This window comes from Bacillus sp. S/N-304-OC-R1 (genome assembly GCF_019749375.1).
Taxonomy (GTDB): domain Bacteria; phylum Bacillota; class Bacilli; order Bacillales; family Cytobacillaceae; genus Cytobacillus.
The window spans coordinates 30,230-53,512 of record NZ_JACWFE010000022.1; the positions used below are offsets into that span (position 1 = coordinate 30,230).

19 protein-coding genes are annotated in these 23,283 nt (G+C 37.2%); 12 read left to right on the top strand and 7 right to left on the bottom strand.

Annotation, left to right across the window (positions count from 1 at the left end):
• Nucleotides 1–32 precede the first annotated feature (32 nt).
• A complete protein-coding gene (locus H0173_RS16890; RefSeq protein ID WP_221847685.1) occupies nt 33–977 on the bottom strand; it encodes a TRM11 family SAM-dependent methyltransferase in 945 nt (314 codons plus the stop codon).
• Nucleotides 978–1,162: 185 nt separating this feature from the next.
• Between H0173_RS16890 and H0173_RS16895 the strand changes: the two genes are divergently transcribed.
• The 5 genes from H0173_RS16895 to H0173_RS22830 all read left to right on the top strand — a co-directional run bounded on the left by H0173_RS16895 (nt 1,163) and on the right by H0173_RS22830 (nt 6,350).
• Entirely contained in the window at nt 1,163–1,606 is a 444-nt protein-coding gene (locus H0173_RS16895) for a GNAT family N-acetyltransferase (protein ID WP_221847686.1), read from the top strand.
• Nucleotides 1,607–1,783: 177 nt separating this feature from the next.
• Nucleotides 1,784–2,218: a MarR family winged helix-turn-helix transcriptional regulator gene (locus H0173_RS16900; RefSeq protein ID WP_221847687.1), complete on the top strand. Its 435-nt coding sequence runs from the start codon at nt 1,784–1,786 to the stop codon at nt 2,216–2,218.
• 72 nt (nt 2,219–2,290) lie between these two features.
• Nucleotides 2,291–2,938, top strand: a complete 648-nt coding sequence (locus tag H0173_RS16905; RefSeq protein ID WP_221847688.1) for a beta-barrel domain-containing protein — start codon at nt 2,291–2,293, stop codon at nt 2,936–2,938.
• Between the two features lie 8 nt (nt 2,939–2,946).
• Nucleotides 2,947–4,713: a DHA2 family efflux MFS transporter permease subunit gene (locus H0173_RS16910; protein ID WP_221847689.1), complete on the top strand. Its 1,767-nt coding sequence runs from the start codon at nt 2,947–2,949 to the stop codon at nt 4,711–4,713.
• A 1,022-nt stretch (nt 4,714–5,735) separates the two neighbouring features.
• Entirely contained in the window at nt 5,736–6,350 is a 615-nt protein-coding gene (locus H0173_RS22830) for a methyl-accepting chemotaxis protein (RefSeq protein WP_396021263.1), read from the top strand.
• A gap of 655 nt (nt 6,351–7,005) precedes the next feature.
• Here H0173_RS22830 and H0173_RS16920 read toward each other — a convergent pair.
• Together H0173_RS16920 and H0173_RS16925 are read right to left on the bottom strand one after the other, a co-directional pair.
• Complete coding sequence (locus tag H0173_RS16920) at nt 7,006–8,121, bottom strand: M20 metallopeptidase family protein (protein ID WP_221847691.1); 1,116 nt, start codon at nt 8,119–8,121, stop codon at nt 7,006–7,008.
• A gap of 318 nt (nt 8,122–8,439) precedes the next feature.
• On the bottom strand, nt 8,440–8,592 hold the full coding sequence (locus tag H0173_RS16925; RefSeq protein WP_221847692.1) for a hypothetical protein: 153 nt from the start codon (nt 8,590–8,592) through the stop codon (nt 8,440–8,442).
• Between the two features lie 322 nt (nt 8,593–8,914).
• Between H0173_RS16925 and H0173_RS16930 the strand changes: the two genes are divergently transcribed.
• Nucleotides 8,915–9,406 (top strand): CcdC protein domain-containing protein, encoded by a 492-nt coding sequence (locus H0173_RS16930; protein ID WP_221847693.1) that lies wholly within the window; start codon nt 8,915–8,917, stop codon nt 9,404–9,406.
• A gap of 157 nt (nt 9,407–9,563) precedes the next feature.
• A complete protein-coding gene (locus H0173_RS16935) occupies nt 9,564–11,843 on the top strand; it encodes an outer membrane protein assembly factor BamB family protein (RefSeq protein WP_313770661.1) in 2,280 nt (759 codons plus the stop codon).
• A gap of 66 nt (nt 11,844–11,909) precedes the next feature.
• On the opposite strand, the gene H0173_RS16940 is transcribed toward H0173_RS16935, so the two are convergent.
• Nucleotides 11,910–13,058, bottom strand: a complete 1,149-nt coding sequence (locus H0173_RS16940; RefSeq protein ID WP_221847694.1) for a PQQ-dependent sugar dehydrogenase — start codon at nt 13,056–13,058, stop codon at nt 11,910–11,912.
• A gap of 230 nt (nt 13,059–13,288) precedes the next feature.
• Between H0173_RS16940 and H0173_RS16945 the strand changes: the two genes are divergently transcribed.
• A complete protein-coding gene (locus H0173_RS16945; protein ID WP_221847695.1) occupies nt 13,289–13,717 on the top strand; it encodes an exosporium protein C in 429 nt (142 codons plus the stop codon).
• Between the two features lie 85 nt (nt 13,718–13,802).
• Here the strand turns inward: H0173_RS16945 and H0173_RS16950 are convergent, their stop codons facing one another.
• Nucleotides 13,803–14,639: a DMT family transporter gene (locus H0173_RS16950; RefSeq protein ID WP_221847696.1), complete on the bottom strand. Its 837-nt coding sequence runs from the start codon at nt 14,637–14,639 to the stop codon at nt 13,803–13,805.
• A gap of 204 nt (nt 14,640–14,843) precedes the next feature.
• Between H0173_RS16950 and H0173_RS16955 the strand changes: the two genes are divergently transcribed.
• Complete coding sequence (locus tag H0173_RS16955) at nt 14,844–15,452, top strand: TetR/AcrR family transcriptional regulator (protein ID WP_221847697.1); 609 nt, start codon at nt 14,844–14,846, stop codon at nt 15,450–15,452.
• Nucleotides 15,452–16,396 (top strand): SDR family NAD(P)-dependent oxidoreductase, encoded by a 945-nt coding sequence (locus H0173_RS16960; protein ID WP_221847698.1) that lies wholly within the window; start codon nt 15,452–15,454, stop codon nt 16,394–16,396. Before H0173_RS16955 ends, H0173_RS16960 begins: the two co-directional genes overlap by 1 nt.
• On the opposite strand, the gene pdxR is transcribed toward H0173_RS16960, so the two are convergent.
• Complete coding sequence (gene pdxR / locus H0173_RS16965) at nt 16,391–17,809, bottom strand: MocR-like pyridoxine biosynthesis transcription factor PdxR (RefSeq protein WP_221847699.1); 1,419 nt, start codon at nt 17,807–17,809, stop codon at nt 16,391–16,393. The two genes, H0173_RS16960 and pdxR, sit on opposite strands and share 6 nt — an antisense overlap.
• Before the next feature lie 159 nt (nt 17,810–17,968).
• On the opposite strand from pdxR, the gene H0173_RS16970 reads away from it, so the two are divergent.
• Nucleotides 17,969–19,219, top strand: a complete 1,251-nt coding sequence (locus H0173_RS16970) for a M20 family metallopeptidase (RefSeq protein ID WP_221847700.1) — start codon at nt 17,969–17,971, stop codon at nt 19,217–19,219.
• Nucleotides 19,216–21,027 carry a S9 family peptidase gene (locus H0173_RS16975; RefSeq protein WP_221847701.1) on the top strand — a complete coding sequence of 604 codons (1,812 nt, stop codon included), beginning with the start codon at nt 19,216–19,218 and terminating at the stop codon, nt 21,025–21,027. Before H0173_RS16970 ends, H0173_RS16975 begins: the two co-directional genes overlap by 4 nt.
• A 67-nt stretch (nt 21,028–21,094) precedes the next feature.
• On the opposite strand, the gene H0173_RS16980 is transcribed toward H0173_RS16975, so the two are convergent.
• Nucleotides 21,095–23,254 carry an alkaline phosphatase PhoX gene (locus H0173_RS16980; protein WP_221847702.1) on the bottom strand — a complete coding sequence of 720 codons (2,160 nt, stop codon included), beginning with the start codon at nt 23,252–23,254 and terminating at the stop codon, nt 21,095–21,097.
• Between the last annotated feature and the right edge of the window lie 29 nt (nt 23,255–23,283).

Sequence of the window (23,283 nt, forward strand, 5' to 3'; positions counted from 1 at the left end):
TATAAGTCGAAAAATGAACAATTTTTCAATTGTCATTCACATACAATCACTTCACGAGTAAATGAGCCTTTCTTTACAACTGCACGATCCACAATAATGAATCCTGTATGTTTAAGAATGTCATCAATCGGTTCAACCGTCACAACTAAAACCTTTTTTGCGAATCGGCGGGCACTTAGGAGCATTTCTGTCTTTTCTTCTAAAGTGATAACTGAACATAAATTATAGGGCAGATCAATCATAGCCACATCATATTCACTAGTGATGTCACGAATATCCGCCAATTTTACTTCTCCAGAAAACCTGAAATGGGCGATATTCTCTCTGGCTCCGCCAAGAACAAGAGGATTTCTGTCGCTCCCTACTATATCTATTCCCATTGATAGGGCTTCAACGAGGACAGTCCCTATTCCGCAGCAAGGATCAATAGCTTTGACCCCACTTGGATCGGGAATAGCGATATTGACAATAGCTCTTGCCACACGTGTATTCAGCGCTGTGGAGTAACTATGTGGCTTCTGCTGATGCTGAAACCATATAGGCTCACCTTCAACATAGTCTCCGAACATCCATCTTCCATTTACGACGATGACGGCAAATATCCGCTGTGGCTGGCGGAGATCGGCTACACCATTTATGTGTAATCCTATTTCCCTTTCCATTTTACGCCTGTCCTCAAATCCCACCTTTTCAGTTTTTGAAGAATAGCGGCTTTTTACAAATAACACTTTATATGTTTCACTCACTTGAAGATCAGCCAACTGGATAAGAAGATGTTGAAGACTGTCTGCTTCATATAGGACAGAAATTCTCTCCTTCATAAACGGACTTCTGCTCGGGTCGATTTTTATGCAGCTTTCCACAATTCCAGCTGCAGGCTCCACTCCAAATAATGTACGCATTTCTAAGGCGCATAACGATTGTTCCTCCTCGTAGCAGGAGTATGTGTATATATGTTTTCTATGCAAGTTACTCATCCTTTAGAAGTCTCTGTTAGTTTTAACTAATGCTATCATATCCTTTAATGAAAAACCTTACTGATAAGACTATTATTCTTTTTTACAACCATCCCCTAAATAATTGTATATTTTTCCTATTTAATAAAATAAAATGAAAATAAAGTGTCCTTATAAAAATATACCTGGAAGAAGGAAAATAACGTATGCTGCATTTAGAAACTATTACGAAAGATAACTGGCTAAAGGCGATTTCGCTGCGAGTAAGGGAAGATCAAACAAAATTTGTTGCATCAAATGCGGTGTCTCTTGCCCAGTTAAATTTTCTTGAAAATTTTAACGCAAAAGGAATTTATCTTGGAGAAGAAATGATTGGTTTCACGCTCTATGGAATTGACGAAGACGACCACGAATATTGGATTTATCGTATGATGATTGATCAGAAACATCAAGGGAAAGGATATGGAAAGGAAGCTGTCCAGCTCGTAATAGACGACATTAGGAATAAAAAAGAGGAACGCCACCAAACTATTACCCTCTCCTATGAACCTACCAATGTACACGCAAAACGAATATACGAAAAAATGGGCTTTCAAGAAGTTGAAGGACTTATTATTGGGGACGAACAAGTATCCCGCTATACGTATTAATATGACAAAGCTGATAAGGTCAATTTAGCCATATCAGCTTTGTCTTTTTACATGCAAATAATGGAGATAGTTATACTCTTGACTTAATGGAAGAAAATATGCAATTATATATCATGTTAAATATTTCGCATACGAAATATTCGCATGGAAAGTAATAAATAAAGGAGTGTGATGGTATTGAAAAATGCTTTTAACAATGAAGTACTGAATTCCTTTTCAGATATAAATAGGCTGATTTTTAAATTAGCGAAGTCCGATGCAGAACGAAATGATTTAACGGTCGTTCAGCTTAAAACATTATATAAGGTTTCTTCTTTTCCAAATATTGGATTAGTCGAATTGGCTGAGCATTTAAAGCTGACCAACAGTACGGTTAGCGGAGTCATTGATCGCTTAGTGCAAAGTGAGCTTATTCAGCGAAATGTGTCTCCAGCTGATAGGCGAGCTATTACGATCCATTTAACGGAAAAAGGGGAACTAAAGCTTAAACAAATTATTAAAGAAGAATCAGATTTAGTTCAGAAGCTTATTGAAATTAAACAGAAACTTTCAGAAGAAGAACTCAATCAACTTTTAGAAATTCATAAGAAAATTGCAGAGATATTATCATAATCGCTCATGCAACTTGAAAGACTAAATGGATAAGCATTGTATTTATAACTACAAATATCGGAGGAAACAAGCATGAATACAAAACGGATGTTATTAATCAATGTTGTATTGCTAGTCCTGCTCGTAGGCGGCGGATTCTTTGGTTACTATTATTACAATCAATCAGTCAATTATATTTCTACTGATAACGCGCAAGTCGCTGGACAGCAGGTGAAAATTTCTGCTCCGGCAAATGGTGTTTTAACAGAGTGGAATGGGAATATAGGAGATGTGTTTAAAAAAGGAGACACAATTGGAGTCATCCAATCTATTGGGGAAAATGGTCGAGTGGATATCCCTGTTACAGCACCGGATAACGGAACCATTGTTCAATCAAATGCGGTCGAGAACTCTTTTCTAGCTGCAGGTACACCACTTGCGATCAGCTATGACTTAAATAATCTTTGGATTACAGCAAACATTGAAGAAACTTCCATTAACGAAGTAAAGGTCGGTCAAGAGGTTGATATCAAAGTAGATGCTTATCCAAACTTGGAAATCAGCGGAAATGTTGAGCAAATTGGGCTAGCAACTGCTGGTACATTCTCATTATTGCCAAATAATAATACATCAGGAAACTATACAAAACAGACTCAAGTAATTCCTGTGAAGATTTCGTTAGAAAACCATGTTGAAAAATTAGTTCCTGGGATGAATGCAACTGTACGAATTCATAAGTAGGTGATGAAATGACCATATATTTAACCGGTTATATTCTCGTAGCGATCATCCTTCTTGTGACAGTCAACTATATGATCCGCAAGCAAGACAAAGGCAAAATAGTTCGTACAGTGAAGGAGGATCTCGTTACAGATGTAGCAGAAGAAACACAGACAAGTTCATCCGAAAGCATCGAACATGAAGAAGTAAAGCAGGCAGAAACTTCAGTGGTTAAAGAACAGCCTGCACATGACAGCAATCCTGCTGATCAGGAATTTCACAGAGGAAAACTGATTGCTGCCATGATGCTTGGGGCATTTGTTGCTATCCTAAATCAGACATTATTAAATGTGGCCATTCCGCATATTATGAATGATCTAAACGTAACAGCTAGTACAGTTCAATGGCTTTCAACAGGATATATGCTCACAAATGGTATTTTTATTCCCATTACAGCATTTTTGATTGCGCGGCTTGGTACAAGAAAATTATTTATAAGTGCGATTTCCGCCTTTACTGTAGGCTCATTAATTTGTTCATTATCAGCAACATTTTCTATGCTCATGATTGGCCGGGTTATACAAGCAGCAGGGGCAGGCGTGATCATGCCACTGCTTATGACTGTTTTCTTAACGATATACCCGCCAGAAAAACGCGGTGCAGCAATGGGTCTTTTCGGAGTTGCCGTTTTATTCGCGCCGGCCATCGGTCCGACATTATCAGGCTGGCTAATCGGCCATTATTCATGGCGCATCCTATTCGATATTGTCATTCCTTTTGGAATCCTTGCCCTTGTAATGGCTTTTTATTGGATGGTGGATGTAACAAAAATAACAAAGCCTAAATTTGATGTACCTGGGTTTGTATTCTCTACAGTTGGCCTTGGGTTCTTATTATATGGATTTAGTGAGGCTGGAAATAACGGCTGGGATAGTGCGATCGTAATCAGTACACTCATTATCGGAATCATTGGGCTCATTGCTTTTGTTACAAGAGAGCTTACGACTGATGAACCTATGCTTGATTTAAGGGTTTTCAAGTATGAGATTTTCACTTTGACAACAATTATCAGTATGATCATTAATGTGGCAATGTTCGCGGCCATGCTCCTGCTCCCAATTTATTTACAGAATATCCGTGGGTTTAGTGCTCTCGATTCTGGCCTTTTGATGCTTCCTGGAGCCATCGCAATGGCGATCATGATGCCTATTTCCGGGCGTCTATTCGATAAGTTTGGTGCTCGCTGGCTTGCTGTCATTGGCCTTACCATTACAGTCCTTACTACATGGCAATTTACGAAGCTTACAATGTCTACATCCTATGGATTTATTATGTTTTTGTATGTGATGCGCATGTTCGGTATGTCCTTCTTATCTATGACTGTGACAACTGAAGGAATGAATCAGCTGCCAACTAGACTTGCTGGGCACGGAACATCGGTTTCCAATACAGCAAGAACAGTTGCCGGCAGTCTGGGAACAGCCTTCTTGATTACTGTCATGACGACTAGAAGCAATTTCCATACAGCTGGCTTCGCAAATAGTATTACTAGTAATAATCCTTATATTGCTGACTCGCTAGCAGGCCTAGGCAGAAGTGTGGCAGCTCTAGCTGGATTACCCCCTCAAGCCGGACAAACGCTTGCTACAACTGTTGTCTACGGCGAAGCTGTGAAAACAGCAACTATTAACGGAATCAATGATTCATTTGTCGTAGCGACCGGCATTGCCTCTTTAGCCTTGCTCCTTGCCTTCTTTATTAAAAGAGCAAAACCGCCCGCTAATGAGAAAAAGTAAAATAAATTTAATGAAAGACGGCTCAAACATTGGTTTGAGTCGTCTTTTTTTCTGATTAGGAAGTGAAGATCTTAGTTATTTTGCCGATATAACTATATACATTTTTTTACTTAAATTAAGCATTATATGGATTTGAGTGAGATCTACCTAGGAGGAACATCATGAGTGTAATGGAACAATTAATATTATCGGAAATGAGAAGTAAAAACAAACTGATGCTGTTTACATATTTAGCATCAACGATTTTGGGGCTAGTTGGCGTTCTTGCCTTAAAACAAAATTTTTGGCTGACCTTCGCGTATATTTTTCAGATCGTCTTTTATCCAATTGCCTACATCCTTTTAAATCGATTTAAAAAAGAAAGTGTATTCCCTTATCTCATTGTCACTTGCATGAATGTATTTAATATCAGTATTGTGATCCTGAACGGTGGAGAAATATCCTCTGCTTTATCTGTCTTTTTCTTTGCTATTTTCTCAGCTGTGCAGTTTAAAGGGAGAATTTTTGGAATTGGGTACAGCTTTGGAATTGTTACACTTATTTTAATTAGGCTTTATCCGAATAAGGATTTCACTTCTGCAGCGCAAACCATTAATACGTTCCTAATTGTCTATATTTTTATCGGAGTTCTTTTAGGCGTTATTATTTATATGAGTAAAGTCCAATTTAAGAAACTGCAGGAATACATAAACCGTACAGAAGCTGATTCGAAGGCAAAAGAAGAACAAAAGAATCATTTAGAGAGAGAGCTTTTAATTATTGTAGAGAGCATTGGGAAAATTAACGAAAAGATTAAATATAGCTTAGATTCACAAGATGAAATAAAAATAGCTATTAATGAAGTATCGGCAGGCAGCCAGGTTCAAAGTGAACAGATAACAAAAATATCCGAAAATGCCTATAATAATTTAATGGCTATTCAGGCTATGAATGATATTACAGCAGCATTGCTTAAGGACTCTGAAAAATCTAGCACCCTCGCTGGAGAAGGGCAAACGAAAGCCAATCAGCTCATGGGTGAAATGGACAACCTCCAAAAAGTCATTACCCATTTAAAAGAAAATTTTACAACGCTAACACAAAAAATTGAGGAAACCAATCATTTTGCTAAGAACATACAACAAATTACAGAGCAAACAAATTTATTGGCCTTAAATGCTTCAATCGAAGCTGCTCGTGCAGGTGAAGCTGGAAAAGGATTTTCCGTTGTAGCAAATGAAATACGTAATTTAGCAGATTTAACAAAAGATATAACGATCAAAATTACCGAAAATCTAAATGAAGTCAATCAATCAAATGAATCCGCACAAGTGAATATGCAAATTAGCATTGATACATTAAGTGAGAATGTGGATTCTACAAAAGAAGTAACGGCTACATTTAGCGAGCTTGATCATATGTTAGAATCGCTAAACCAACAATTCCTTAAATTTGATGGATACTCTAAAGAAGTCATGAGAAATAGTGAAAATGTTGAAACGTCAACTACTGAATTTGCTGCCATTATTGAAGAAGCAACAGCAAGCTTACAGCAAATCAATGCATCTATTGAGAGCATCACAGCAGATAATCATTCAATTTCTTCGTATATACAAGATACAGCAAAAAGTGCTGATAATATTAAGAACTCTTATTAAAAAGCACAGGAACTGGTTATAGCTATAATTAGTTCAGCGCTTATATTGCCAATCATACTTGCATACAATGGCCTCCAGTTTTTTACTAAGTAGTTCCGATAACGTGGAGAAAACCCAAAATCACAAGTTAAATAACATACGAATTAACAATACAAATAAACACTGTAAATAGCACACAAAAAAGCTTGAGAAACCTCCAAGCTTTTTTCACTTTAAGGTGGAATGTTGCTTATTTAATTAAAGCTCCGATTTGTTGAAGGGGGGAAAATCTATTTATGCTACAGAACGTCCCTGACCTTTTAAATAAAATGTCTTGTCCTTAATTAGTAACCAGCAAAAGTAATATAAGCGGAGATTTTCCTGTTAAATGTAGAATAGAGCTCGTTTTGGGGTAAATAAGGGGGATTTTTCCGTTTATACAAAGAAAAATCCCCGTTTTTTTTATTTTCGAGTAAATAGGAGGAATTTCTCCGCCTATTTAAGCTTATTTTTTAAAAAATTTCTAATTAGGAGGAATTTTTCCGCCTATTTCTCAGAATGGGGCTTAATCTGGTTCCCAAACTGATAGAAAATATTGCAAATCCATACTATTACAATGTTTCTCCACAAAAACCGAACTACTTAGTTTTTTACCGGAAGCCTTTTGCTTTATAATTTACTTTTTAGCTAATCCTTTAAATACTTCTACAGCTGTTTCGATGATATCGTCCTTGAAATCATATTCATAGCTGTGCAGATTCGGATAATTTTCTCCGTTTCCTACATAACAGTAGGAGCCTTTTGTAAGCTTTGTGAAGTGACCGAAGTCTTCGGACCCACGGAATGCCTCTGCTAATTCAGCCATTGGAATGCCTTTTTCTTTACATACCTCGCGAATCTTGTCAGAGCTTTCTTTATCGTTTGCGGTTTCCGGGAATTCATCCTGGTATTCGAACGCAACCTTTAATCCATACTTCTCCGCTTCAGACTTTGCAAGATCTTCTAGATTTTTCTGCAGTTTGTCCATTTCTTTCTCGTAAAGAGCACGAATGGTCATTCTTAATGCACCCTTACTTGCATTTACACCGAATGCTTTTGCACCGATATCCACTTGGACAACTGTGCAGAGAACATCTCCCTCATTGTTCTCTTTGGAAGTGAATTCAGGAATTGCATCAATCACCTTTGCAATTGCAAATGAAGGATTGATCCCCTTTTCAGGTTCACTCGCATGAGAAGGAACCCCCTCCATAAGGATAGTCATTCCTTTAGATGCAAAGTGGGCAGTTCCATCAATGACATGAACGACATTATGTTTAAAGCCGCTCATATTATGGTAAGCAAAAATTTCATCTATATTGTTTTCTTTAATAAACACCGCACATTCAGCAGCACCGTCACCTGTTTCCTCTGCATGCTGGAAAAGGAAGAAGATATTATTGTCAGAACCCTTCTGATCAATTTCCAAAGCTAAGCCGCAAAGAGTAGCAGAATGTCCATCATGGCCACATTTGTGAGAAACTCCTGGGAACTGGGAACCATAAGGTAATTCGATCGTTTCTTCAATAGGAAGAGCATCAAAGTCTGCACGGAAAGCGACATTTCTATTTCCTGCCTTAGAATGATAGATCGCATAGAACCAGCGTCCTCTATCAACAATCTCAAGACTTGTATTTTCTTTTAGAAAATTTATTAAATGCTGCTTCGTCCATACTTCATGATTTGATAATTCGGGATGGGCATGAAGCTCATGGCGAAGTTGAATAGCTAACTCAAGATTTTTCTTTTCCAATTGTGTTGCCTCCCTTAATGTTATTCACTGCTGTTTTTAATAAAATTTGTTAACGCAAAACCCGTTGAACGTTTTCAATATGTTTTATTTAAAAGCGTTTTCAAATGTTATTTATGCAATTTTCGTGCCACTTATTAATTGTTATCAAATCAACGTTTATATTATTTTAAAGAAATAGGCATGAGATAAACTGTAAAAAAATTTTTACTAACGATAATTTTTTTTACCTCGAACGGCTACTCCGTTTTGAATTATCCTTTTCGATACGAGCCTTACTCTGTTGTAAGGCTTTTTTTACTTAGAGTTACTCTCGACTTATTAAAAAAGGTCCGCTAAATAGGATTGAATTGAACTAGGTAATAGCTGAAAGAATAATCCTTCATATTTAATATCAAGCAGACCAGCAATAATAAAAAGAACAATAATTAAAAGAACGATAGACTTTTTATACTTTTTAATCAGCTTCTTCAAACGGTGTGCTCCTCTCCTAATAAAACCTTCATATTCAACCTGTTCATTATATTATTAATTGACGTACAATCTAGTTTTTTGCTTTCCTTAAAAAAAGTTTATTATTGCGTAGAAAAAATCCAATAACATATTTTAAAAACAATTGAAATTATTTGATATGAATGTTATTTTTACCATACAACTTTTTGCAATTGATTCAGGGTGAAAATCCAGGGGAAGGGTGGAATTCGAAGAAAGAAAAGATAAGGACTTTCATCACACGGATAATATGGAGTATCTAAATGAAATTAATATCCTACATAACTAGAAAGGTCGTTTTACTATGAATTATAACCCTATTCTCTACATCATCATCCTTGTCGCTGCTTTTATTTTTTATCGTCAGGTTACCTCAATGTTCAAACCTATTAAAGGCAAAGGTACCCGGATCATTGCCACACTATTTTTGTTATCACCCGGATTTACACTAATTATGAACCCAAAGGCAGATGTATCACCAACCGCTATGGCTGTCGCATTATTGATAGGATTTATCCTTTCTATTCCTTTGATTCTTACAACTAACTATGAGCGTCGAGCGGACGGAAGAATCTATGTTAAGAAAAGTCTGCCTTTTGTCATTTTGTTTATATTGTTATTCGCAATTCGCTGGTCGATTCGCGGAATTATTGATATGGATCCGGATTCACGAATGGCGCTCTTCTTCATCAGTGCATGCGGATATCTGATCCCTTGGAAAATTACTAGTTACTTTAAGTTTCGCGTCGCCTATTCCTCCAACTCAGGAATACCTACGGATAATTCCGCACTATAAATAGTATTGCTCTCCTAAAATAATGTACGAATAAGGGACTCCATGAAGTCCCTTATTTTTTTTCAATCCTTATACACAATAAATCCTTCAATCATTTTAGATAATTTTTTTATATACAGGGTAAATTACAGTAAAAGAATTGAAGGGGTGCGGATAGGTGAAAAAAATCAGTTGGATTTTTATGATGTTATTGCTTTTGATGTTAGCAGTTGCCGGTTGTTCCGGATCAGACAAAGCAAAGAACAATAATACTGACAACACTGGAAAAAACATTGCAAAAACTGAAGAGAAAAAGGGGGACAAGGGTGAGGATAGTAAACAGGACCTCAATAAGGAGCAAACAGGGAATATCTTATCTGGTTCCGAACATAAGTCGTACCAGCATATGAAGTACCCTGCGAAAACTGCTCCAAAGTTTTCTTCCACAGAACTGACACAGCCGCCATCTGGAAACTGGGTAACGAATGGCGGAGATATTCATAACAGTCGATATTCCCCATTAGATCAAATCAAGGCAGACAATGTAAAGAACTTAAAAGTAGAATGGGTCACAAGCCTTGGCTCTGGTAATGAATTTAAATATTCAGGTGAAGCTACGCCACTTGTCTACGATGGAGTCATGTTCACCATTACGGGTGCTAATGATGTCCAAGCAATTGATGCCAAAACAGGAAAAATGATTTGGGAATACAAACCTAAGCTGGCTGAAGGACTGAATACGGTTTGCTGCGGTTGGACAAGCCGCGGTGTTGCACTAGGAGAAGGTTTGGTGTTTGTTGGTCTTCTTGACGCGAGACTCGTTGCTTTAGACCAAAAAACAGGTGAAGTCGTATGGGAAACTCAGGTTGAAAGCTGGGAAAAAGGCTATACGATTACAAGTGCTCCTCTTTATTATGATGGCAAGGTCTATACGGGAATTGCTGGCGGTGAATACCAAATTAGAGGGTTTGTAGCTGCTTATGATGCCCAAATCGGCAGACAGATTTGGCGGACTTATACACTTCCTGCTCCAGGTGAAAAAGGAAGCGAAACTTGGCCAAAGGACAGCCGAAACTGGCTGACAGGCGGCGCACCGGTATGGCAAACCCCAGCCATTGATCCGGAGCTCGGCATGATCTATTTTGCAACTGGGAATACATCCCCTGACCTGGATGGCAGCAACCGTGAAGGAGATAATCTATTTGCCAACTCTGTACTTGCACTTGATGCAAACACAGGGGAGTATAAATGGCATTTCCAAGAGGTGCATCATGATATTTGGGATTTAGATCCGGCTAATCCAGTTGTGTTATTTGATGTAAAGATGAATGGCAAGATGCGAAAAGGAATTGTACAAGCCGGGAAAACAGGCTGGCTGTATATCATCGACCGCACAAACGGGAAACCGCTCATTGGCATTGAGGAAAAGCCTGTTCCGCAAAATAAAAATCAAAAAACATCTCCTACCCAGCCGATCCCAATCGGAGACGCCTTTGTTCCGCAAAAGATTACAGAGGAAGATGTTAAACGCGATCTACCAAAGGATTTTAAGGGAGAATATGGAGATATCTTTACACCATTCTGGGATAAGCCGATCACACTAAAACCATCGCCTCAAGGCGGGGCAAATTGGCCGCCATCAGCTTATAACCCGAACACGGAGTATTTTTACGTGTTAGGAAATGATAATTATTTTGCTTATGCTCATTATGGAGAAGATGAAGATGAGCGATTCCAGGAAGGAAAAGAGTATATCGGAAGCGTCTGGCAGCCGGTAGAAAACTCTCCTCATCTTGGAACGGTAACAGCCCTTGATATTAAAACAAATAAAATTGTTTGGCAAAAAAATTGGGACTCCATTGCTTACAGCGGTATTTTAACAACAAAAGGAAACTTGATTTTTACAGGACATAATGACGGACGAATTATATCCTATGATGCAACCAACGGCAACCAATTATGGGAGTTTAAAATGGATGCAGGTGCAAATGCACCGCCAATCACATATGAAGTCGATGGAAAGCAGTATATCTCAATCTTTGCTGCCGGAAACACACTGGCAGGAACGACACATGGAGATAAAATATATACGTTCTCATTAGATGGAAAATACGGATCTTTAAAGGATATTCCTAAGGATGCAATCAATGTATCACCGACCAAGGGTAAAGAAACAAAAACCCAAAAACAGCAAGCTGCAGAAAAAGGGAAAAATCAAGGAAAAACAAGTACAGCAGAGGGAGAAGGAATCTATAAAAACAATTGTTTAGCCTGTCACGGCGACAAAGGTGCTGGGGGGCATAATGGGCCAAATTTACAAAATACGAAAATGGACCTAAAAGCCATCATCCATCAAATTGAAAACGGCGGAGGCGGAATGCCGCCATTCAAGGATACATTATCAGAGGAAGAGATCAAAGCAGTCGCCGAATATGTAAGAAGCCTTGGCGGAAGTTAATGATTTATTTGAAAATAAAAAGGGTAATCGTCCTATTATAGGATGATTACCTTTTTAAATCATGTATTAATTCGCAGAGGCCTTTTCAGTTAAAGAAATATGAATTAAGCGATCATCCTTATCTGATGGATTGCCACGTTTATCACGATTACTTGTGATAGTAAATAACCCATCTTTATCAACAAGGACATCCCTTAATCTGCCCCCCTCAGTATAAAACTCCTCTAATTCTCTACTCGCGACATCGTACGTAAATATTTTTTTGCCTGCTAATGAAGCTACATAAAGCTTTCCATCATTGAAAGCCATTCCGGAAGGAGCCCAAGTCTTATCACCTGATTGAACAATTGGCTTTACCATGTCTTTTGCTTCTTCGTCCCCTTGAATTAACGGCCAGCCATAGTTCTTCCCGGCTTGAATCAGGTTAATTTCATCATGCCCTGATGCTCCATGTTCAGAACTATAAAGATTCCCTTTATCGTCCCAGGCTAACCCTTGAGGGTTACGGTGACCATAAGAATAAACGTATGAATCCTTAAACGGGTTATCACTAGGAATTTCTCCAGTTAAAGTCATTCTTAGAATTTTCCCAGCTAAGCTCTTAAGATTTTGTGCATTTTCTCCTACTCCAATATCACCAGTAGTTGCGTATAACATTCCATCAGGTCCAATTTTGATCCGACCGCCGGTATTCACATCACCACCAGGAATTCCCTCCAAAAGGACACCGTTTTCTTTCCACATATTCCCTTCCAATTTCAGTGATACAATTCTATTCAGGTTTTTACCATCTTTTTGGTAAGAATGATATGCATAAGCCATGTTTGATTTCTCAAAATCAGGCGCAAGTGTAAACCCTAGAAAGCCACCTTCTCCTTCATGGTAAATCTCCTTAGAAACCTTCACATTTTGTACGTCTACTAAGCCAAGATCTCCATTTATTTGAATCACTGAACCTTCTCTTTGACTTAAGAAAAACAAATTGCCATTCTTGTTTATCGTCCATGGGATATACAAATGATTGGCATTTAGGTTCCCATCATCCGAAACTGAAACTTCGACCGCCTTTTGCGATACCTCTTTTGCTTCCTGTTGTATGGGATCTTGTTTGTTATCGATATTGCTTGCTTCATCATTATCGTTTAAAAGAAATATACTCCCAATTCCAGCTGCTAAAACTAGTCCCAAAACACTATAACTTACTGACTTTTTCAAAGTACCACCTCAAACATAATAATTTTCCCTAACAGCATCGACATATTTCAGATTATTTAAACTTCCGAAAATTTAATCAGTTTCTTTCATACCAATTATGGGCCTCTGTCGTTGCTCTTCTATGTATTATGATTGTTTGGTTCAAGTAAATAACATAGTTTAGTCAGCTGCACAATCAAACTCCGATAAATCTCATAATTTAAAAGTATTCTGCAAAAGGAGGTGATATCATGGTGACAATTCTTGATTACCAAGCAACAGAGCCTAAAAGCAGGTTTAGACCAGCGAATGGATTTACAATTCCAAGATCTCCATTTAGAGTTACTTTAGCCTCGATTCAAATAAGTATCCCAGCCAATGTGTCCAGAAACAATCGTGTTGAGCTAATTTCAACTGTTGGTGTACAAGGAATTACAAACATTTCCCAAATTTTGTTTAGAATTTTTCGCAACGGCAGAGAAATCTTTAATACTCAAAATGGAGTAGAATCAGCTGGTTCAGAACAGAACTACTCCTTCACATTCCAAGCTATTGACTTCAATGTACCAGCAGGCGTCAACGTCTATCAGGTTACCGCTGAAAATGTTACACCTAACACTCAAGCAAACGTTGTTGGTCCGATTTCTTTTAGTGGACTAGCTGTCAAAAAAACAAGATAATGGCCACCAAATTTTCATTGATTGATATGTAAATAGCAAAGAGAGCACCCTAATTTATTAGGGTGCTCTCCTTCTTGATTTTATATTAAATTTTTGTTAGCACAATTCCAGCTAGTGCGGATATAACTCCGATGATTTGATACATTTTAAGTCTTTCTTTATATAACAAACAGCTGCTGAGAACGACAACTAAACAACTTAAGCTGACGATTGGGAATACAATACTCGCCACTCCTGTATCAAGTGCAAAAAAGTAGCTGCTATAACCAATAACACTAATTGAGCCAATAATGGCACCAAATTTCAGCTCTGACCGCTGCCATTTTTCCTTCATAACAAAGCTATTAATAATTAAATAAGCTGCTCCGCCGCCATACATACAAACAAGCGTGTTGATTGAATCAAATTGTAAGTGTGTAGACGTCTTCATAAGTACACCGAGCACACCAAATGACCCAATTGATAATAAAACACGGTACATCCACGGCTTATAATCCAGTTTAACCCCACTGCCTGGTGCATATTGAATGACTGCGGCAGAAGCAAGGATAACAATAATGCCAACCCACTGAATGAGTGTAATATGCTCGTGAAAAATAAGTGCTGCACTTAAGATAGGAATTACTGTATTGGTGCTGATAAGCGGCGACGTTAAACTCGCAGGTCCTTTTTCGAACGCCTTTGACATTTGAATATTGCCGTTCGCATTCAAGATTCCGATAATCGCCCCAAGTATGATTGTTAAGCTATTAAATGGTGCAAACCCTATGACGGTTCCATAGCTTAACATTAATAAAAACGCAATCAGATAAAAGAAAAACTGCATATGTACTTTTGATAGTCCTTTTCCTGACGTAACCTTGAAAATCATATTGTTGATCCCAAAGCAAAACATCGTCAGTACTGCTGCTACAATCCACATTCAAAATCCTTCTCTCTCTTTGATACAATCATTTTAATATAGATTTCCGGTACTTCAAATGATTTTTTTGATTTTAAAAAAACTTAGTATTAAATTGTTAAATTTTATAAAAAATGGTTGCGTTTTTTAAAAAACAACGTAAAATAAATGATATATAACACTTGATATGTATCAAATGAAATTTATTGATTAAAGGAGTACAAAATGGCACCTAAGTCTAAGTTTAAGAAGGAACAAATCATCGATGCCGCTTTTGAAATTGCAAGAACAGAAGGAATAGACAGTATTACAATCCGAAAGGTAGCTGATAAGCTAGGCAGCTCCATCGCTCCGATTTATGTAAATTTTAAAGAGGTAGACGAATTAATCGAAGAGGTAATTAAAAAGACATACGCGGTTAGCAGACAGCTTCTGAATGAGCAAAATACAGGCAATCCTTTTCATGATATAGGAGTCGCAAGTCTTCGGTTCGCTAAGGAGTACAGCGTCCTGTTTCGAGATCTTGTTATGAAGAATTATGATCACATGAATAATCAGGAGCAAGATATGGGGCTTCTTGTGGAAATGATGAAACAAGATCACCTTCTCAAAGGACTTACCGAAGATGAACTGATGACTATTTTATTAAAAATGAAAATTTTCCAAACAGGTTTATGTATCCTGGTGGCTAATGGATTACTGCCAAAAGAGTTTGATGAGGAAAAGATGATTCACATTTTAAACAGCACTGCCAAGGATATTGTAACCGCCGCACAATTGCGTGCTGGGAATACTGAAAGAACAAATATGGTTGAAAAAACAGGAGGTTCGTGATGGAAGACAAAATTGTTATCATTACTGGAGCAAATTCCGGAATTGGTAAAGCAGCATCCTATAAATTTGCGGCAGAAGGATATCGTGTTATTATGGCTTGCCGTAATATGAAAATTAGTTCTGCGGTACAAAAAGAAATCATTGAAACTACTAACAATGCGAATGTTGATCTGATGGAGCTTGATGTTTCTTCCTTTGATTCTATTCGGACATTTTGCACAGCCTTTAAAGCCAAATACCCGCGGTTGGACATCTTAATACACAACGCCGCCTACTTAAATCATGGGGTCAAAGAGTATAAGCTTAGTCCTGAGCATATTGAATTGTCTTTCGCTACGAACACATTCGGTCCCTATTTAATGACTCGTTTATTAGTAGATCATCTTGCAAAATCAGAAGATCCAAGAATTCTAAACGCCTGTACGACAAACATCAAAAATTTCTTCGACCCGAAAAGAAAGATCGAGTTCGACAATTTGCGTGGAGAACTGAAGGACACGCGTCCCTATAGCACGTATAAAATGTACGGAGACTCGAAAATGGCGTTATTAATGCTCACCTTCAAACTGGCGGAAGAATTTAAAAGCATGGGGATCAAAGTCAATGCCATTCAAATTAACAGAGTAAAACTATCAAACGAGACGATTCAAAAAATGAATTCGATTTGGAAAGTGTTTGCTCGGATACAAAATCTCACGAATCCTCTGCCAGCCGGCATGGCAGATAACTATTTTCATATTTGCACCTCAGATGAATTTAAGAATGTAACCGGCCAGCTGATCAATCATAAGCGAGAGATTGTTAAATCATCAACAACTGAAAAAGGCTTTACACAATTGAAGAACATATTCGGTTCAAGCAGCTATCCTCAATACGCAATAAATCCTCTAAATGTTGATCAGATATGGAATATGAGCAATGCGCTAACCGAAGATGTTTTATGAAAACCATGCTTGATTGAGAGTTCGAATTCCGTCCTCAATCTTATCTAATTCAATTCCACAAAAACCGAGAAGAAATTCTTTTGGTCTATTTTCTGCAGGCTCTATCCAGGTAAAGGAGGCTGGGACAATTCTGATACTGGCCTTTTTTGATAGTGCAATGAGCTCTTCTTCAGATTTATTAGTATCTATTTGCAATAAAACATGAAACCCTGCATCTTTTCCAATTAATCTAGCACGATCTTGAAAGTATTTCTGAACAGATCTTACTACTAGGTCGTGCTTTGTTCGATAAATATTTCTCATCTTACGAATATGTTTTTCTAAATATCCTCTCTCGATAAATAGCTGAAGCACCTTCTGATGAAGTCTGGAAGAAGATTGGTCAACTAACATTTCATTTTTATGAAAATGATAAGCTTCTAATAATTTTTCTGGCAAAACCATATAGTTCACACATATTGCTGGAGCTAGAATTTGTGAAAAACCTCCCAAATAAATAACATTAGCATTTTCCATTAATCCTTGAAGGGAGGGAATCGGCCTTCCATGATAGCGGAATTCACCATCATAATCATCTTCAATAATAAATCCATTTACTTCCTTTGCCCATTCAAGTAACTGCAAACGCTTGGAGATCGGCATCGTCATGCCTCTTGGAAATTGGTGAGAAGGGGATACACAAACAAGTTGAATGTCCTTTTCATAGATTTCCTGAATATTAATACCATCCCTTTCCAAAGATATTGGAAAAACCTTATAGTTATGGTTTCTGAATACAGACGGCATGGTTAAATACCCCGGATTTTCTACCCCGATGCTTGTTGTATAGGACTTAAACATAATACTTAGCAATGAAATTAATTGAAATTGATTGGCTCCTATTACTATTTGCTCGGGAGTGCAGATAACCCCTCTATATTGATATAAATACTTAGCTATTTCATACCTTAATTCCTTTTCCCCTTGTAAATCACCATAGAAAAGAAGATGTTTATGCTCCTGTTGAAGAACTTCTGCATATAATCTCCTCCAAATTTGAAACGGAAAGATAGAAAAATCATTCATAGAAAAATGAAAGTCATATCGATAATTCGTTGCATCAAACTTAGGGTAGTTTTGTGATGACCTTGCATTCGTATTCTCTCTATTAAGACTTAATACTGGGTCTGGCAGATTCAAAACAATATACCCGCTTTTTGGCTTACTTTCAATAAACCCTTCTGCCATCAATTGAAGATAGGCATTTTCCACTGTTGTTGTACTAACACTAAGAAAGTTTGCGAGCTTCCGAATAGAGGGAAGTCTTGAGTTCTTTGGAATTTTGTCTGAAATAATTTCATTTTTAATATAATGATAGATTTGTACATAAAGTGGCACATCACTATTCTCATTGAGAAGGGGAATGATCGGCATTTTTCATCTATCCTTTTAAATATTGTAAAACTGTATATTTTTATATATACAGTTTTTTGTTATTTATATTATAAGTCATCAGGAAGGATTATTTATTCTATTTTGTAAAAAAGAACCACTCAAAACACGTTCTCATTTTTGAAAGGGAGGTAAGAGAGAATGAAACAGCTAATTTTGAATGAAATGAAGTCTTTAGAAATTGAAATTGTCTCGTTATTATCTCAAATGATCCAAATCCCAAGTGTTAACCCACCAGGGGACTATGAGGAGATATGTGAATTTCTTTATCGAAAATTAACAAGTTATGGCTTAGACGTTAGTGTTTTACCGGTCCCGGAAGAAATCGTAGAACAAAAAGGGCTACAGACGAAGAGGAAAAATATCATTGCAACTTTGAAGGGAATCGGTTCTGGTCCTTCCCTTATTTTAAATGCCCATTTAGATACTGTTCCAGAAGATGATCATAATAAGTGGACATTTCCGCCATTTTCGGGAATGATTCATGATGGGAAAATATTTGGGCGAGGGGCAACAGACTCAAAAGGGCGACTGGCAGCTTATATTGGTGCAGCATTGGTCCTTAAACGAGCAGGAATTCCACTATATGGTGATATTATTATTGCTGCAACTTGTGATGAAGAAACAGGTGGGGAATTAGGTGCAGGGTACCTAACAAGCAATGGATTATTGAAAGGCGATTTTGCACTAGTTGAAGGTTATAGCCAAGAAATCATTCATGCTATGGCCGGCATGACACAATTAGTTATTAAATCAATTGGAACACCTGCCCACTCCGGATTTAAGTGGAATGGAATCAATGCAATTGAAAAAATGGCAAAAGTCATTAATGGATTAGAAAAGTTACAGGCTGAGCTTATGAATGAACCATCTATGATTAATGGAATGAAGTACACGACTATTAATGTTGGAATTATTTCTGGGGGGACAAAGTCTAACGTCGTTCCAGGAGGCTGCGAAATTGAGGTGGACTTAAGAATCATTCCAGAACACTCTATTGATTCCATCGTGGAACGTATCGAGAACATGATATCCAGCTTAAAAGAAGATGACCAAGATATGAATATTATATTGCAGAAAAAAGGGGAAGCTGAAACAACACCGACAATCGTCGAGCGCAATCATCCGCTTATTGAAGCTCTCCAAGAAGCGAGTAAAGAAATAAATGACGTTGAGCTACCAGTAACTGGGGTAATGGGGCAATCCGACTCTAGATGGTTTATCCAAAATGGCATTCCTGCCATTAACTATGGACCTGGGACACAAGCCAACCGCGTACATGGATTTGATGAATTTATGGAAATTAGCAACCTTCTTAATACAGTTAAAGTCATTTCATTATTTTGCATAAATATGGTCAATAAAAAAATTGAAAAAGAGGTTAAAAGATGATTACAACTAAAAAAATTGAATTAGAGCCTTTTTTAAAACCATTATCTATTTCTGCTTTTTCAATAAATAGTCAAGAAACTGAAATATTCTTAAGCATGAATAAATCTGAGAATTATAATCTTTGGAAAATGGATTTAATAAATGGAAACAAGTTAAGCCAGCTTACTTCCCATAACCAAAAAACTTTCGAAATACATGTTACGCCTAATAAAGAGACTAATCAGGACAACATCTATTTTACAAGTGATCGAGATGGGAATGAGCTATCCCATATATACTCTATTTCAGCCAATGGAGAAAATTGGAGGAACATCAGAACTGATAAAGATAGTATGTATTTTATCGGAAAAATTTCCGATGATGGCAATAGACTCTATTACTCATCAACAAAAAACAATCCACTTTATCTCTCAATCTTTACCTACGATTTAATAAGCAATGAAGAAAAGTTATTGCATAAAGGAAGGGGAGCAGAAACTAGACTTTTAGATGTAAGTCCCAATGAAGAAAACATTGCCTTCTTTGTTCGGAAAAACCATAGCAATATGAAGCTTTATATAAAAAACAGGGATAGGGAAGCCGAAGTTATTTCAAACCCTGCTGAACCGTACCGAGTTTCTAGTCTTATCTTTACTTCTGATGAAATTGCCTACTTTACTACTAACTATATGGAGGAATTTACATACCTCGCTAAATACGATATTGATTCTGGACATTTTGAAAAGGTAGTTGGAATCGACAATGAGGATATTGAATATTTACAATTCAATCCCTCCACTTGTTCACTTTATTTCCAAACAAAGTCCGGCCCGGTCGATAAACTTTATTCCTATCATATAGAAAATCAATTCTTGAAAAATATTACTCTTCCAACTGATACAATCCAGCAATTTATAATAACTGAAAAAGAAAATATATACATTTGCGGGTCTTCTCCGACAATACCTAGCAGTCTTTATAAGAAAACTCCATTCGATGATTGGGAGTGTATACTGGAAAATTCCGTTCCTGATGTACCAGCTAAAAACTTGGTCGATCCAGAACGTATGACATACAGATCATTTGATGGGGTAGAAATCGAAGCAATGTTCTATAAAGCAGATGAAGCTAGGAGTAACAATCATACTATTATTTATACACACGGTGGTCCCCAATTTAATGAACAAAATAGTTACTTTGGGCTTTTCCAATATTTACTCCAACAAGGCTTTAGTATTTTTGCTCCTAACTTTCGAGGAACTCCTAATTACGGAACATCTTTTCTAAAAATGATTGAAGGAGATTGGGGGGGTGGACCACGTTTAGATATCCTTTCTGGAATAGATCTGCTCATAAAGGAAGGGAAAGCAATCGAGGGGAACATTATTGTTTTAGGCTTTAGTTATGGTGGGTATATGTCACTTCTTTTATTTGGACGCCATCAGGAAAAATTCAAGGCATGTGTAGACGCTTTTGGTCCTAGTAGTTTATTTACGTTAATTGAGACAAGTCCACCTCATTGGAAAGAACGAATGGATTCATGGATTGGTAACCCTATACGAGATAAAGAGAAATTAATTGAGCAATCACCAATTTCATATGTAGATCATATGGGTAAGCCCATACTTATTATTCAAGGCGAAAATGATCCACGAGTGAAGAAATCTGAGTCAGATCAAATGGTTTTGGCTCTACAGAACAAAGGTATAGATGTAGATTATCAAGTATTTCATGATGAGGGACATGGCTTTTCAAAAAGAGAAAATGAATTAAATGCTTATAAACGTATGAGCGATTTCTTACTTCGAATAACTGATGAGCTAAATTAATACAAATGAGGGCTGTCGTAAAGTCTTTCTACGACAGCCCTTTTCTTTTTTATAAGCACAATGTTTACTATTTTGAAGAAACTTTTACAATTGTTGATTTGCTCTTATTTCCAGATTCATCTTTAGCCAATACAGTTAGGCTTGTCCCTGCTTTTTGGGCTTTAATTTTCACAGTGAATTTTCCTTTTGAATTTGCTCTTGCTTCCCCTAATAATGTTTTCCCATTATAAACTTGTACAGTAGCATCTTTTTCAGTTGTACCTGTAACTGATTTAGATTTTATTGTAACTTTATCTACTTTAGGAGCAGCAGGTGCAGTGAAATCTGGCATTTTTGTTAAAGAAGGCAGCCCAGAGATATAACCAATTCCGCCTGTTTTATTAATACCAATTTGTTTATCAACAGCTTTAAGCAGCTCATCTTTATTAACAGCTGTAATGGACTTGCCATCTACTTCATCACCAGGATGCTGAAAATTACTGAAAATGTATGAGAATCCGTTACGGTCATCAGCAGCAAATAATCCAGTTGCTTCCGCTCCTGCTGGAACTGATAAAATACGGGCTAATTCCTTCGTATCAACATTATAAGCCCAAACGTAGTTATTTGTGTGGGCACCACTATCTTCACCAATAAAGAGTGTTCTCATTGCTTCAGAGTAGCTTAAGTTATCTGGATTTGCTATCTTTTCAACATTTGCTGTATTCCCATATGCGTCAGCAGCAGGAAGGTCTTCTCCTACTACCAATCCAAACATAGATCGTGCTACATAAGAGCTAGGAATAGCCTTTCCTTCGCTGTCCTTTTGACCGCCTTGTAAATCTAATTGATAAGTGACGCCAGCTTTTATTTTTGGTAATTGAATATGGTCAACTGGATCTTTTCCTGTTGAATCTTTTTCCATAGCCTTACTTTGATCGGAAATAGCAATATATACTTTTTTATCCTTTGCGTTTAATGCGACGCCTTCCATTTTGTTAAATTCAGTCGTTGCGCCAAGCATGGCTGCGTATCGGCGAGTTTCAAGGAAAGCTGCTGCTTTTTCTTTACCTGGTTTTAGTTTTAGGTACTCAACTTTGCCTTCATTTGAGTATGTTTTAATCGCTGTATAACCTTCTTTAGGAGCGTCTGACGTTTCAAAAATATCATTGAATGTAATGCCGCTATCAATAATATCCTTCACTTCTTTATCCGTTGCATGTCCTAAACGGATCCATTGTAAGTCTCCTGAACCGCCATTTTCTGTACCTGTTTGTTTAAATGCAGCTGCATATAATGTACCTGATGATAAATCCTTTTCTTTGTCAGCTACATACATAAACATTCCTGTATTACCGCCATCATCCCCATAAAATACAGTTTTGTTATCAGGCATGACTTTCGCTAATTCATGTGAGAAGCGTCCTGTACTATAATGCTTTACAACGGATGTTTTCCCGTTCTTTTCTACTGTAATTTCAGGAGTGTAGCCATAGAAATAAGGATTAGCCTTTGCTTTATCACCAAAATAGAATTGAGAGAATGTTTCAACTTGGCTTCTTACTTTCGAAGCTGGGTCTAAGAAAAGACGTGCATCCGGTTCGTACTCTTCAGAACCTAAATGTGTATTCCAAGGAGATAATGATCCGTTACATGGAATCCAAAGTCCATTTACTGCTGAAAAGTCAATTTTATCAACTTTTACAGTTTTCAGTTCACCTGTTTTTTTGTCCTGTTCCAACTCAGTTAAAGACATAGAAGCTGGAACTAGACCGTATGCTGATTTACCGGCTGCATCAATAGTTTGATATTCATAATGTGTCACCATATAAAGTTTGCCGTTAATAGGCATCATTAAGCTGTTTGAATCCGGAGCATCGGAGACAAAATATTTTCCATCTGTGCTGCTAGGATCTTTAATTGGATTTCCTTTTACATCAATTGGGGTACCTGCTGGAATTTTTTCACCTTTAACTGTTGCAACTTTATCTTCGGATTTAAATAGGTAGTTGTAAGACAGCGGAAATGTTTTTATTTTTCCATTGTTATATTTCACATCAACAGTTGCATTTGTATACGTTTTAACCATTTCATCAATGGTAGCTGGTGCCTTCATTCCATTGAATTTAATAGATTCGATTTTAATATTTTTCTGAGCAGCCGCAGCCGCTGGTGTAATCGCTGGAACGGTAATTGCTAAAGCAAGTGCTAAGGAAGCTCCTTTTTTCACAAGTTTCTTATTAATCATCTAATAAATCCTCCTAATAGATTTATAGT